Origin of the sequence: Thermomonospora cellulosilytica (genome assembly GCF_014138835.1) — a bacterium.
Lineage (GTDB): Bacteria > Actinomycetota > Actinomycetes > Streptosporangiales > Streptosporangiaceae > Thermomonospora > Thermomonospora amylolytica.
The window spans coordinates 3,707,628-3,719,927 of sequence record NZ_JACJII010000001.1 but is presented as its reverse complement, the minus strand read 5'-3'; the positions used below and the strand labels follow the sequence as shown (position 1 = coordinate 3,719,927).

Here is a 12,300-nt window from a genome sequence, read left to right as displayed (position 1 = left end):
CGCGGTCGTGTCCTTCATCGGGCTCTCGGCTGGGGGGCACGGCCGGGCCGGCCCCGGGCGGAGGAGCGGGCGGGGGGCCGGGGGGTGCCGGTGATGCGCGCGGCGGCGAGCCTGCCGGAGATGAGCACGGTGGGGATGCCGACGCCGGGGGTGGTGCCGCATCCGGCGATCACGGCGTTGGCGACGCCGCGGACGAGGTTGCGGGGCCGGAACGGGCCGGTCTGCGGGAAGGTGTGCGCCACCGAGAACGGGGATCCGGCGGCGTGCCCCTGTGCCGTCCAGTCGGCGGGGGTGACCAGGCGTTCGCGTTCGATGGCCGCCTCGGACCCGGCCAGTCCCCGGTCGCGCAGCACGGCCAGCAGTTCGTCGCGGTAGCGGGGCGCCAGGTCGCGCCACTCGTCGGCGCCGGGGCCGACGGCGGTGTTGGGGCACGGCGCCAGCACGTAGTACAGCTCCCGGCCCGCCGGGGCCAGCCCGGGGTCGGTGGCGGTCGGCCGGGTGACCAGCAGGGACGGGTCGCTCATCGGCCGTCCGGTGCGGGTCAGCTCGTCGAAGGTGCGTTCCCAGGCGGCGCCGAACGACAGCGTGTGGTGCCCGGTCGCGGGCCAGGTGCGGTCGGTGCCCACATGCCAGACGACCGCCGAGGGCGAGTGGGTGAGCGGTATGAGGCGGCGCGGCGTCCGCCCCAGCAGCCGGTACACGATCGGCAGGTCGGGGGTGAGCACGACGGCGTCGCAGGCGATCCGCCGCCCGTCCGCCAGGTGCACGGCGGTGACCCGGTCGCCGGACCGCTCCAGCCGGGTGACCTCGCCGTCCCAGTGGAACTCGGCCCCGGCGTCCAGCGCCGAGGCCGCCATGGCGCGCGGCAGGGCGTGCATGCCGTCGCGGGGGAAGTACACCCCGGCGACGGTGTCCATGTAGGCGATCACCGCGTACGCCGCCAGTGCCCGTGCCGGTGGCAGCCCGGCGTACAGCGCCTGGAAGGAGAACACCCGCCGCAGCCGCTCGTCGGACAGGAACCGGCGGATCCGGCCGTCCAGCCGCCCGAACCCGCCGAGCATCGCCAGCCGCGCCAGGTCGGGGGTGAGCAGTTGCAGCGGCGAGTCGAAGTTGGCGTCGATGAACCGCCGCATCTGCGCCGCGTACAGGTCGGTCAGCCAGCCGCGCAGCCGCCGGTAACCGGCCGCCTCGCCCGGCCCGGCGAACCGGCGGACCTCCTCCTCCATCGCCTCGGCGTCGGTGTGCACCTCCAGGTGCGAGCCGTCGGCGAAACGGGCGTGGTAGGCCGGCTCCAGCCGCATCAGGTCCAGCCGGTCGGCGAGCTCGTCGCCGACCGCCGCGAACGCCTCCTCGGCCAGGTGCGGCATGGTCAGCACGGTGGGGCCGGAGTCGGCGTGGTAGGCGCCGCCCAGGTCGAGGCGGCCGGCGCGCCCGCCGGGGCCGGTCGAGCGTTCCACGACCGTCACCCGCCGTCCCGCGCCCAGCAGGTGCAGGGCGGCCGACAGGCCGGCCAGCCCGGCGCCGACGACCACGACGTGGTCGGTCGGTCCCCGCACCGCCCTCACCGGCGGTCTCCGCGCATCGGGTGTGTGGCGCCGGTGCGAGGCATGGCCGCTCCCCCCTGCTCATGTCCGGCCGGTGCCGGGGCACGCGGCTCTACGTACCCCGGGCGGCGGGCGTTGCACCCTCGGACACGCGGACGGGCCGCCACGCCGGCGAGATCATCGACAGGGCGGCGACGCGCCGCCGCACGCCGTGCCCGCCCGCCTTCCGGTCGGCGGGGCCGGGCCGGGGCGGCCAGCAGGCGGCGCGCCCAGCAGCATCAGCGCGGCGGGCAGGGGTGACCGCCGGCCTGGCCCGGTCGCGCGACCGGGCCTGAAGATCACCCGGTGCCGCCGGTCAGCCAGCGCAGCGGGTTGTCGTGCAGGATCGTGCGCAGGGCGGCCTCGTCGACCCCGGCGGCGCGCAGCGCGGGCAGGAAGACCTCGAACAGGTAGCCGTAGCCCGCGCCGCCGTACCGCCTGATCTGGACCATCCGGGACACGCCGGTGCTCAGCAGGATCCGCTCGCCGTGCCCGGTCTCCAGCAGTTCCAGCACGTGGCGCACCCGGGCGCCGAGGGCGGTGTGGTCCTCCCCGGCCAGGCCGACGGTGCCGAACGCGACATAGGCGCCGGTCTCGGCGATCTTGCGGTGCGCGCCGGGGTCGTTCACCAGGTCCTGGCCGCCGACCGCGACCCGCTCGGCGGGCAGCCCGGCGGAGGTGAGGATCTCCAGCAGGGTCATCCCGGCCCGCCCGTAGGTGGCCACCGCCAGCCCCGACTCCTGCGCGGCCAGCGCGGCGGCGCGCAGCGCCCGCTCCTCGGCCGCGGTGGGCGCCGGCCCCCAGCAGCCGATCTCGCCGATCACGCCGGGCAGCGAGCTGGTGCCGTCCATCCCGAACCCGATCTCGGCCAGCAGCAGCTCGGCCAGCCGGTCCTCGTCGGCCCCGGCGGTCTCCTGCGGCGCGAACGGCTCGGTGAAGAACCCGGTCCCGGCCACCACGGCGACCCGGGCCCCGGCGCTGATCCGCGACAGCATCGCGGCGTTGCGGCCCATGCCCTGGCAGGTCAGGTCGACGACCAGGGAGAGCCCGTGGCCGGTGCGCAGCCCGCCCAGCTCGGCGGTGACCGCCTGCTCCTCGTCCAGCCAGCGGCGCGGGTCGGACGGGACCTCGGTCAGCCGGCGCTGCGGCCAGCGCAGGTCCAGCTGCAGGTGCTCGTGGCAGAGCACGGACCCGGTGACGTCGGACACCGGGATGCTTCCGGTCACGGTGCGCAGCAGCCCGGGCTGCGTGGAAGGGGTCATGTGCACCGAGGTTACGTCATGTTTGCCCTAATCAAGGCTGGGATTGGGTTTTTCGGCCGGGTTTTCGGGCAACGCGCCCGCGCGTGCGCGCACGACGGCGGCGCCCGCCGGGCCGCCGGCCCGGATCCCTGTGAAACTGTGAAGCGTCTCACCATCCGCCGGCCCGGGGGGCCGCGTCCGGGGCATCGCGCGCCCCGGGGCACAATGGAGGCGTGATCTGCCAGGACTGCCGGGAACGCCGCCACGAGGAGTGCCGCGGCGGTTCCTGGTGCGCCTGCCAGCACCGGACCACCCCGGCGACCCCCGCCGCCAGGGCCGAACGCGGCCGGGACGCCGCGGAGCGGGACGGCTCCGCGGGCACCGAGCCCCCGGTCAATTGGGTCAGGCAGGGATGATCGGCACCGGACGTCCACATGCCGGACGCGACTGGACAGCCCGTCCGGCCGCATGTCACCCTCGAGTCATGACGCCTGCGAACCCGACGCTGGTCAAGCGCCGGCACGTCGACTTCCTGCGGGTACGCAGCGCGATCTGTCTGTGACGCCCTGACCACGCCCATGCAGTCATCCAGCGTGGTGCGCCGGCGTCACCCTTAACCCCGTACCGCTCACCGTCGAGCCGGCCGTTAAGCCTGCCGGTGCGCTGCGCGTCGCTCTTCCCGAACTAGGAACAGGACGCGGACCGTGCCACCCAGCGTGAAGCGCAAGAGAGGCGAGGGCCAGTGGGCCCTCGGCTATCGCGAGCCCCTCAACAAGAACGAGGAGAACAAGAAGAACGACGACGGGCTGAACGTCCGCCGCCGGATCATCGACATCTACTCCAAGGCCGGCTTCGACTCCATCGACCCGGCCGACCTGCGCGGCCGGTTCCGCTGGTACGGCCTGTACACCCAGCGGCGGCCCGGGATCGACGGCGGCAAGACCGGCTCGCTGCCCGACGAGGAGCTCGACGACCGCTACTTCATGCTGCGGGTGCGGATCGACGGCGGCCAGCTCGACGCCCGCCAGCTGCGGGTCATCGGCGACATCTCCAACCGGTACGCCCGCGGCACCGCCGACGTCACCGACCGGCAGAACATCCAGCTGCACTGGATCGAGATCGAGAGCGTCCCGGCGATCTGGGAGGCGCTGGAGTCGGTCGGCCTGTCGACCACGGAGGCGTGCGGCGACACCCCGCGCGTGATCATCGGCTGCCCGCTGGCGGGCATCGCCGAGGACGAGATCATCGACGCCACCCCGCAGATCGCCGAGGTGGCCGAGCGGTACATCGGCTCGCCGGAGTTCTCCAACCTGCCGCGCAAGTTCAAGACCGCCATCGCCGGGTGCGCCTCGCACTGCACGGTGCCGGAGATCAACGACGTGGCGTTCGTCGGGGTCCGCAACGAGGCCGGTGAGGCCGGCTACGACCTGCTGGTCGGCGGCGGGCTGTCCACCAACCCGATGTTCGCCCAGCGGCTCGGCACCTTCGTCAAGCCCGAGCAGGTGCACGAGGTCTGGAAGGGCGTGGTCTCGGTGTTCCGGGACTACGGCTACCGGCGGCTGCGCAGCCGCGCCCGGATCAAGTTCCTGGTCAAGGACTGGGGCGCGGCCAGGTTCCGCGAGGTGCTGGAGAAGGAGTACCTGGGCTACGCGCTGCCGGACGGCCCGGCCGCCGACGCCCCGCTGCCGCACCGCGACCACGTGGGCGTGCACCGGCAGAAGGACGGCAACTTCTACGTGGGCTTCGCGCCGCGGGTGGGCCGCCTCAACGGCGACCTGCTGAACGTGATCGCCGACCTGGCCACCGAGTACGGCTCGGGCCGGGTGCGCACCACCGCCGAGCAGAAGATGGTCATCCTCGACGTTCCCGAAGAGCGGACGCAGGCGCTGGCCGACGCGCTGGCCGAGCACGACCTGCAGGTCACCCCGTCGGTGTTCCGCCGGCAGACGATGGCCTGCACCGGCATCGAGTACTGCAAGCTGGCGATCGTCGAGACCAAGCAGCGCGGCATGGACCTGATCGAGGAGCTGGAGAAGCGGCTGCCCGACTTCGACCAGCCGCTGTCGATCAACATCAACGGCTGCCCGAACGCCTGCGCCCGCATCCAGGTCGCCGACATCGGCCTGAAGGGCCAGCTCGTGGTGGACGAGAACGGCGAGCAGGTGGAGGGCTTCCAGATCCATCTGGGCGGCCAGGTCGGCGCCTCGTTCGGCAAGAAGGTCCGCGGGCTGAAGACCACCTCCGCGGGGCTGGCCGACTACGTCGAGCGGGTCGTGCGCAGGTACGACGAGCAGCGGGCCGAGGGCGAGAGCTTCGCCGAGTGGGTGGCCCGCGCCGACGACGCCGACCTCCAGTAGGGCCGTTTCCGTTCCGTTACCAGTGAGACGTACGAGACACGTGAGGCAGGAATGAGCGAACGCGCCGCGCCGTTCTACTGCCCGTATTGCGGCGAGGAGGACCTCCGGCCGCTGGAGGGCGAGGGCAGTTGGTACTGCGCCGACTGCGCCCGGTCCTTCCGGCTGAGGTTCCTCGGTGTGGGGGCGCCCTCGGGGGCCCCCTCCGACGACGACCGCGGCGCGCAGCCATGACGCTCGGGATAGGAGCCCGCATGCCCCCCTTGACGGTCCTGGATTCGCCCACCGACCGCCCTGTCCTCGATCTCCGCGACGTCGCCGAGTCGGCCGCGGAGGCGCTCAAGGACGCCTCCGCGCTGGAGATCGTCCGCTGGGCGGTGGCCACGTTCGGGGACCGGATCTGTCTGACCTCCTCGATGTCGGACGCCGCGCTGATCCACCTGGTCTCCACGGTCAAGCCGGGCATCGACGTGCTGTTCGTGGACACCGGCTACCACTTCGCCGAGACCATCGGCACCCGGGACGCGGTGGAGGCGGTCTACCCGGTCAACGTGATCAACGTGACCCCGTCCCGCACGGTCGAGGAGCAGGAGGCCGCGCTCGGCCCCCGGCTGTACGGCCGCAACCCGGACCTGTGCTGCCACCTGCGCAAGGTGGAGCCGCTGGGCCGCGCCCTGGAGGGCTACATGGCCTGGTTCAGCGGGATCCGCCGCGAGGAGACCGCCAGCCGCCGCGAGCGCAAGGTCATCGAGTGGGACGGCAAGCGCGGCATGGTCAAGGTCAACCCGATCCTCAACTGGACCCAGCAGGAGATGGACGACTACATCTCCGACAACGGGATCCTGGTCAACCCGCTGCACCACGACGGCTACCCCTCGATCGGCTGCGCGCCCTGCACCCGGCGGGTGGCCCCGGGCGAGGACCCGCGCAGCGGGCGCTGGGCCGGGCTGGGCAAGTCCGAATGCGGCATCCACCTGTGACCTGGACCGGGCCGCACCCGTCCGAGGTGCCGCTGGTCGCGGTGGCGCACGGCAGCCGGGACCCGCGGGCGGCGGCGACCGTCGAGGACCTCCTCGACGCGGTCCGCGCCCGCCGCCCCGGGCTGCCGGTGCACACCTCGTTCCTGGACCACGCCCCGCCCTCCCCGGACCGGGTGCTGCAGGGCCTGGACGCCGACGCGGCGGTGGTGCTGCCGCTGCTGCTGACCGCCGCCTACCACAGCAAGATCGACATCCCCGGCGTGCTGGCCGGGGTGCGCACCGCCCGCCCCCGGCTGGGCCTGCGCACCGCCGGCACGCTGGGCCCCCACCCGCTGCTGGTCGCCGCCCTGGAGCGCCGTCTGGCCGAGGCGGGCGTGGCCTGCGGCGATCCCCGTACCGCCGTGGTGCTGGTCGCGGCCGGGTCCAGCGACCCCGCCGCCAACGCCACCATCTGGAGCATGGCCCGGCGGTGGCGCGAGGCCGGCTGGTGGGGCGTGGTGCCCGCGTTCGCCTCCGCCGCCGGCCCCTCCCCCGCCGACGCGGTCGCCGCGCTGCTGGACGCCGGCGCCCCGCGTGTGGCGGTGGCCTCCTACTTCCTGGCTCCGGGCTACTTCGCCGACAAGGTCCGCGCCGAGTCGCTGTCGGCCGGCGCCGCCGTCGTCTCCGACGTGCTGGGCGCCGCCCCCGAACTCGCCGACCTCGTCCTGCACCGCCACGACGAGGCCCTGTCCGGTCTGCGCCAGGCCGCCGCCGTCTGACCGGCCCCGTCCCGAGGACGGGCGGACGGTCCTCGCTCCGCTCCGGTCGCCCGTCTGCATGGCCGTCCCCCTCACGGGTACGCGCACGGCATGACCGAACGAGAGGATCTCGGACACGAGCCCGAGCAGACCCACGACCGCGACTTCGCCCCCGTGAACCGGGGCTCCGACGCCCGCGGCGCCAGCGTGCACCCGGACGCCGTGGCTCCGCAGGAGGAGGGCTACGCCCGGCAGGAGGACGTGAGCGGCACCGGGACCCCCGGCGTCGACGTCGGCCACCCGGACTCCATCCAGCCCACCGAAGAGGGCGTCGAGGAGGCCGAACGCGGCGACGCCACCCGCGGTCACTGACCGTCCGCACGACTCCCGGCCGCCCTGCGCTCGCAGGGCGGCCGGGAGTCGTGCGGGGGCGCCGGGGCCGTCAGGGGCGGGACTTGCGGTGTTCCCACCAGGCGGTGAAGGCGCGGCGGACGGGGGCGTGGTGCTCGTCGTCCACGATGGTGATGTCGCCCATGATCGATTTGGCGTTGATCGTGACGACGGGGACCGCATGGCCCGGCTCGGGGCGGTGGATCCGGATCCGCCGGTCGCCCATCACGGCGTAGCCGGTCATCCGGACGTCCACCCCGTCCGGCACGATGATCTTGATGTCGCCCATCACCGCGGTGGCGACGATGGCGACCTCGCCGCGCGGGACCTGGGCGTCGCGCAGGTCCAGCACCACGTCGCCCATGATCGACTGGACGTGCAGCTCGTCCTCGATGCGGCCCACGATGCGCTCCCGGCAGTCGCCCATCACGGCCGAGAACCGGCGGGTGGGCAGCCGGGGCGCGGGCTCGGCCCCGGGGGCGCCGACGCCGGGCAGGTCGGAGGTGATCTTCTCCAGCTCGCCGCGGGTGGTGGCGGTGTAGGCGGCCGCGGTGCGCTCGGTCAGCTCCGCGAACGTCAGGCGGCCCTCGACCGAGGCGATCCGCAGCCGCTCCACGGTCGCCTCCCGCTCGGCGTCCGAGGCGCGCACCGAACCGGGGGACTCTGCGGATGCCGGCGGTCGCGGATGCGACGGGCCCGGCTGCGGGGTGGAGTGGCTCATGTCCCACAAGTTACGTCGTCGGCGGCCGCGCACCCTCCGCCGCGCGTAGGAGATCTCCCCCTTGCTTGAGGAGGATCCGATCCGGGCCGCCTCCGAACCCCGTTCTGTATCGTGTCCACCAGCAGCGACGGGCAGGAGCGAAACGATGACGCACGAGGTGTTCAACCAGGTCCCCCCGCTGGAAGGGCACGACCTCGCCGACGATCCGGCGTTGCTGGAGGGCCTGGAGCGGGAGGGCGCCGGATGGGCCGCCGCCGAGCTGCACGAGCTGGGCCGGCTGGCGGGGACCCGCCGGGCCCAGGAGTGGGGACGGCTGGCCAACGAGCACCCGCCGGTCCTGCGCACCCATGACCGGTACGGGCACCGCATCGACGAGGTGGAGTTCCATCCCGCCTGGCACGAGCTGATGAACGTGGCCGTCACGCACGGCCTGCACGCCGCGCCGTGGGCGGACGGCCGGGAGGGCTCGCACGTGGCGCGGGCCGCCAAGTTCTACGTGTGGCGGGTCGACGCCGGGCACGGCTGCCCGATCTCCATGACGTACGCGGCCGTTCCCGCGCTGCGCCGCAGCCCCGAACTGGCCCGTCAGTACGAGCCGCTGCTCGCCGAGCGGACCTACGACTTCGGCCTGCGCCCGCCGCTGACCAAGACGGCGATCCTGGCGGGCATGTCGATGACCGAGAAGCAGGGCGGCTCGGACGTGCGCGCCAACACCACGCGGGCCACGCCGCAGCCGGACGGCACGTACCGGCTGGTGGGGCACAAGTGGTTCACCAGCGCGCCGATGTGCGACGTGTTCCTGGCGCTGGCCCAGGCCCCGGGCGGGCTGACCTGCTTCCTGGTGCCGCGGGTCCTGCCGGACGGGTCGCTGAACCCGATGCGGCTGATGCGGCTGAAGGACAAGCTCGGCAACAAGTCCAACGCCTCCTCGGAGATCGAGTACGAGAACGCGGTGGCCTGGCGGGTCGGTGAGGAGGGCCGCGGGGTCCGCACCATCATCGAGATGGTCAACATGACCCGGCTGGACTGCCTGATCGGGGCGGCGGCCGGGATGCGGCAGGGCGTCACCATGGCCGCGCACCACGCCGCGCACCGCAGGGCGTTCGGCGCGTACCTGGCCGACCAGGCGCTGATGCGCAACGTGCTGGCCGACCTGGCGGTGGAGTCGGAGGCGGCGACCGTGCTGATGACACGGGTGGCCGGGGCGACCGACCGGGCGGTGCGCGGGGACGAGGCCGAGGCGGCCTTCAGGCGGCTGGCGGTGGCGGTCGGCAAGTACTGGGTGACCAAGCGCTGGCCCGCGCACGCCGCCGAGTCGCTGGAGTGCCTGGGCGGCAACGGGTACGTCGAGGAGTCGGGGATGCCCCGCCTGTTCCGCGAGTCGCCGCTGAACTCCATCTGGGAGGGCTCGGGCAACGTGGCGGCGCTGGACGTGCTGCGCGCGATGGCCCGCGAGCCGCAGTCGGTGGAGGCGTTCTTCGGCGAGGTGCGGGCCGCCGCCGGGGCCGACGCCCGGCTCGACGCGGCGGCCCGCGAGCTGAAGGACTCGCTGGCCGACCCGGCCACGCTCGAGATCCGCGCCCGCCGGGTGGTGGAGCGGATGGCGCTGGTGCTGCAGGGCGCGCTGCTGGTCCGGTACGGGCACCCGGCGGTCGCGGACGCGTTCTGCGCCTCCCGGCTGGCGGGCGACTGGGGCGCGGCGTTCGGCACCCTGCCGCCGGGCCTGGACCTGGCCCCGATCATCGACCGGGCCACCCCCAAGCTCGGATAGCCCCTCCGGCGGCGATGGAACGCCGGGTCCGCCCGGACCCGGCGTTCTCTTCGGATCCTATACATACATGCAGTCTGTATGTATGGTGATCGCACCGCAACCCCCGAAGGGAACCGACGCCATGACCGCCACCCGACAGGACCCGACGCCCACGGCCACCGAGCTGCTGCGCGGGCTGGACGAGGAGTACACCGCGTTCGCCGACCTGATCGCACCGCTGGACGACGCCGCCTGGACCGCCCCCACCCGCTGCACCGGCTGGCAGGTCCGCGACGTGGCCGGCCACGTGGTGCTCGACGTCGTCGAGTCGCTCGACGGCACGATCGGCGCCCACACGCCCGACGAGCAGGCCGCGCGGCTGCGCGACCGGTCCCCCGCCGAGGTGGCCGACCTGCTGCGGCGGTCCGCGCCCGGGCTGACCGCGCTGCTGGAGAAGTTCGACGAGACCGCCTGGGCCGCGCCCGCCCCGGTGGCCGGACGGACCATGTACAACGGCGTGCTCACCCTGTGGTACGACACGTTCGTCCACGCCGACGACATCCGGGCGGCGCTGGGCCTGCCCGGCCGGCACGAGCCGGCGGCGGTGGCCGCCTGCGTCGCCTGGCTCCGCGCGGAGCTGGACCGCCTGGAGCGCGGGCCGCTGACCCTCGAGCTCGACGGGCTGCCGCGCCAGTCGGTCGGCACCGGCGGCCCCACGGTCACCGGCGACCCGATGCGCTTCGTGCTGGCCGCGTCGGGCCGTCTCGATCCGGCCGCGCTCGGCCTGGACGAGAAGGTGAACGTGCATCTCCTACCATGACCGCATGAACCGCAAGGTGGAACAGGGCGACGCGACCCGTGCGCAGCTCGTGGCGGCGGGCGTCGCCCTGTTCGCCGAGCGCGGCTTCGCCGGGACCTCCACCACCGAGATCGTCCGCCGCGCCGGAGTGACCCGGGGCGCCCTCTACCACCACTTCGCCGACAAGGAACGGCTGTTCGAGGCCTGCCACGCCGAGGTGCAGAAGGACCTCTACGCCCGGTGCGCCGCCGCCGCGTCCGCCGCGCCCCGGGACCACGCCGCCCAGATCGACGCGGGCGCCCAGGCGTTCCTGGACTCCTGCCTGGAGCCGCAGGTGCAGCGGATCCTGTTGCGGGAGGGACCGCTGGTGCTGGGCCGGGAGCGGTCCCTGCGCTTCGACGACCCGTACTGCTCGCGGCGGCTGCTGCGGGCGGCGCTGGTCGCGGCGGCGCGGGACGGGCTGCTGCCCGCCGAGCACGCCGAGCCGATGGCGCACGCCCTGTACGGCGCGCTCGACCAGGCCGGGAACGTGATCGCCGCCGCCGCCGACCCGGCCGCCGAGCGGGAGCGGATGGGCAAGGCGATCGCCGACCTGATCGCCGCTCTGCTACGCGCGAACGGCCCGCGCCCCGGTTCGTAGTGTCGCCGCCACGTCCTAAGCTCTGGCCCATGGGTTCGGCCTGCCGGTGCATCATCTGTCACGACTACGGTGATCGCGACCGGCTCGGCACCTTCGAACTGCGCACCATCGTGCACGTCCAGCAGTACGGGTGGAGCACGGTGCTGACCGGTCCCCGGGACGGCCGGCCCGGCTGGGCGTTCACCATCGGCCTGTGGCACACCCACCGCTCCCCCGAGCTGGTGGTGTTCGGGCTGGACCCGTACGACATGCAGACCATCGTCAACAACCTCGGCGAGCGCGCGGCGCAGGGCGCGACCCCCGCGCCCGGACAGGAGCGCCACGACGCCACCGAGCGGCATCCGGTCGCGCTGCGCCCGGTCGACACCCGCTGGTACGAACGGCTGGTGCCCGAGGCGGTGCGCTTCTACCGTTCCTCGCCGCTGCCGTTCCTGCAGGTGGTGTGGCCGGACGCGGCCGGGCTCTACCCGTGGCAGCCGGGCGCCGATCCGGCCCTGGCGTCCGCCCAGCCGTCGCTGTGGACGCCGCCCGCGGAGCATCCCCCCGGAGTCTGGACGAGCTGATCGGCGTGCTCGGCCCGGCGATCGACCACCTCACCACCCCGCGGCTCCTGCTGGAGCCGCTCACCGTCGAGCACGCCGAGGAGATGGTCTCCGTGCTGGACGACCCCCGCCTGCACGCCCACATCGGCGGCGAGCCGCTCACCCTGGAGGAGCTGCGGGCCCGCTACCGCCATCTGGTCGCCGGTCCCGCCCCGTTCCACCAGGAGGCGTGGCTGAACTGGATCGTCCGGCGGCGCCGCGACCACCGGCCCGTCGGCACCGTCCAGGCCACCATCACCCCCGGACCCCGGGCCGCCGTCGCCTGGGTCGTCGGCATGCCCTACCAGGGGTTCGGCTTCGCGACCGAGGCCGCCCGCGCCGTCATCGGCTGGCTGCGCGCCCACCACATCACCGACGTGCACGCCTGCATCCACCCCGACAACGCCCCCTCCAAGGCGGTCGCCCGCAAGCTGGGGCTGCGGCCCACCCGGGAACGCGCCGGCGACGAGGTCGTCTGGCGGCCGCCCCCGCCCGGCGACCCCGACCGGGCCGGATGACCGCGC

General features: G+C 74.1%; 14 protein-coding genes. 11 read left to right on the top strand and 3 right to left on the bottom strand.

Features of this window, described 5'->3' with window-relative positions; genetic code table 11:
- Positions 1 to 14 precede the first annotated feature (14 nt).
- Together crtI and HNR21_RS17565 are read right to left on the bottom strand one after the other, a co-directional pair.
- On the bottom strand, positions 15 to 1,565 hold the full coding sequence (gene crtI / locus HNR21_RS17570; RefSeq protein WP_182706043.1) for a phytoene desaturase family protein: 1,551 nt from the start codon (positions 1,563 to 1,565) through the stop codon (positions 15 to 17).
- 317 nt (positions 1,566 to 1,882) lie between these two features.
- The gene (locus tag HNR21_RS17565; protein ID WP_119731146.1) at positions 1,883 to 2,845 is read right to left on the bottom strand and encodes a phosphotriesterase family protein; all 963 of its coding nucleotides are present in this window, start codon (positions 2,843 to 2,845) and stop codon (positions 1,883 to 1,885) included.
- Positions 2,846 to 3,057: 212 nt separating this feature from the next.
- Here HNR21_RS17565 and HNR21_RS17560 point away from each other — a divergent pair, with 212 nt between their 5' ends.
- The 6 genes from HNR21_RS17560 (at position 3,058) to HNR21_RS17535 (ending at position 7,267) form a co-directional block, all read left to right on the top strand.
- Positions 3,058 to 3,240, top strand: coding sequence for a hypothetical protein (locus tag HNR21_RS17560; protein ID WP_119731147.1), 183 nt, complete (start codon positions 3,058 to 3,060; stop codon positions 3,238 to 3,240).
- Between the two features lie 288 nt (positions 3,241 to 3,528).
- Entirely contained in the window at positions 3,529 to 5,181 is a 1,653-nt protein-coding gene (locus HNR21_RS17555) for a nitrite/sulfite reductase (protein WP_182706042.1), read from the top strand.
- A gap of 51 nt (positions 5,182 to 5,232) precedes the next feature.
- A complete protein-coding gene (locus HNR21_RS17550; protein WP_182706041.1) occupies positions 5,233 to 5,412 on the top strand; it encodes a transposase in 180 nt (59 codons plus the stop codon).
- 20 nt (positions 5,413 to 5,432) lie between these two features.
- Positions 5,433 to 6,158: a phosphoadenylyl-sulfate reductase gene (locus HNR21_RS17545; protein WP_182706040.1), complete on the top strand. Its 726-nt coding sequence runs from the start codon at positions 5,433 to 5,435 to the stop codon at positions 6,156 to 6,158.
- Positions 6,140 to 6,916 carry a sirohydrochlorin chelatase gene (locus HNR21_RS17540; protein ID WP_182706039.1) on the top strand — a complete coding sequence of 259 codons (777 nt, stop codon included), beginning with the start codon at positions 6,140 to 6,142 and terminating at the stop codon, positions 6,914 to 6,916. The genes HNR21_RS17545 and HNR21_RS17540 overlap by 19 nt, the downstream gene beginning before the upstream one ends.
- Before the next feature lie 90 nt (positions 6,917 to 7,006).
- On the top strand, positions 7,007 to 7,267 hold the full coding sequence (locus HNR21_RS17535) for a hypothetical protein (RefSeq protein ID WP_119731152.1): 261 nt from the start codon (positions 7,007 to 7,009) through the stop codon (positions 7,265 to 7,267).
- A gap of 70 nt (positions 7,268 to 7,337) precedes the next feature.
- On the opposite strand, the gene HNR21_RS17530 is transcribed toward HNR21_RS17535, so the two are convergent.
- Positions 7,338 to 8,006 carry a DUF1707 SHOCT-like domain-containing protein gene (locus HNR21_RS17530; protein WP_220500198.1) on the bottom strand — a complete coding sequence of 223 codons (669 nt, stop codon included), beginning with the start codon at positions 8,004 to 8,006 and terminating at the stop codon, positions 7,338 to 7,340.
- A gap of 145 nt (positions 8,007 to 8,151) precedes the next feature.
- On the opposite strand from HNR21_RS17530, the gene HNR21_RS17525 reads away from it, so the two are divergent.
- The 5 genes from HNR21_RS17525 (at position 8,152) to HNR21_RS17505 (ending at position 12,294) form a co-directional block, all read left to right on the top strand.
- Entirely contained in the window at positions 8,152 to 9,777 is a 1,626-nt protein-coding gene (locus tag HNR21_RS17525; RefSeq protein WP_182706038.1) for an acyl-CoA dehydrogenase family protein, read from the top strand.
- Positions 9,778 to 9,898: 121 nt separating this feature from the next.
- A complete protein-coding gene (locus HNR21_RS17520; RefSeq protein ID WP_182706037.1) occupies positions 9,899 to 10,576 on the top strand; it encodes a maleylpyruvate isomerase family mycothiol-dependent enzyme in 678 nt (225 codons plus the stop codon).
- Positions 10,577 to 10,580: 4 nt separating this feature from the next.
- The gene (locus tag HNR21_RS36030; RefSeq protein WP_220500197.1) at positions 10,581 to 11,195 is read left to right on the top strand and encodes a TetR/AcrR family transcriptional regulator; all 615 of its coding nucleotides are present in this window, start codon (positions 10,581 to 10,583) and stop codon (positions 11,193 to 11,195) included.
- Between the two features lie 29 nt (positions 11,196 to 11,224).
- The gene (locus tag HNR21_RS17510; RefSeq protein ID WP_182706036.1) at positions 11,225 to 11,758 is read left to right on the top strand and encodes a DUF4262 domain-containing protein; all 534 of its coding nucleotides are present in this window, start codon (positions 11,225 to 11,227) and stop codon (positions 11,756 to 11,758) included.
- A 5-nt stretch (positions 11,759 to 11,763) separates the two neighbouring features.
- Positions 11,764 to 12,294 (top strand): GNAT family N-acetyltransferase, encoded by a 531-nt coding sequence (locus tag HNR21_RS17505; RefSeq protein ID WP_312881074.1) that lies wholly within the window; start codon positions 11,764 to 11,766, stop codon positions 12,292 to 12,294.
- The last annotated feature ends 6 nt before the right edge of the window (positions 12,295 to 12,300 follow it).

Bases quoted from the DNA above. Each gene is read 5' to 3' on its own strand.
- HNR21_RS17550 (WP_182706041.1), top strand. From the start codon at position 5,233: ATGAGCGAACGCGCCGCGCCGTTCTACTGCCCGTATTGCGGCGAGGAG.
- HNR21_RS17565 (WP_119731146.1), bottom strand. From the start codon at position 2,845: ATGACCCCTTCCACGCAGCCCGGGCTGCTGCGCACCGTGACCGGAAGC.
- HNR21_RS17545 (WP_182706040.1), top strand. From the start codon at position 5,433: ATGCCCCCCTTGACGGTCCTGGATTCGCCCACCGACCGCCCTGTCCTC.
- HNR21_RS36030 (WP_220500197.1), top strand. From the start codon at position 10,581: ATGAACCGCAAGGTGGAACAGGGCGACGCGACCCGTGCGCAGCTCGTG.
- HNR21_RS17540 (WP_182706039.1), top strand. From the start codon at position 6,140: ATGCGGCATCCACCTGTGACCTGGACCGGGCCGCACCCGTCCGAGGTG.
- HNR21_RS17535 (WP_119731152.1), top strand. From the start codon at position 7,007: ATGACCGAACGAGAGGATCTCGGACACGAGCCCGAGCAGACCCACGAC.
- HNR21_RS17525 (WP_182706038.1), top strand. From the start codon at position 8,152: ATGACGCACGAGGTGTTCAACCAGGTCCCCCCGCTGGAAGGGCACGAC.
- HNR21_RS17530 (WP_220500198.1), bottom strand. From the start codon at position 8,006: ATGAGCCACTCCACCCCGCAGCCGGGCCCGTCGCATCCGCGACCGCCG.
- HNR21_RS17510 (WP_182706036.1), top strand. From the start codon at position 11,225: ATGGGTTCGGCCTGCCGGTGCATCATCTGTCACGACTACGGTGATCGC.
- HNR21_RS17520 (WP_182706037.1), top strand. From the start codon at position 9,899: ATGACCGCCACCCGACAGGACCCGACGCCCACGGCCACCGAGCTGCTG.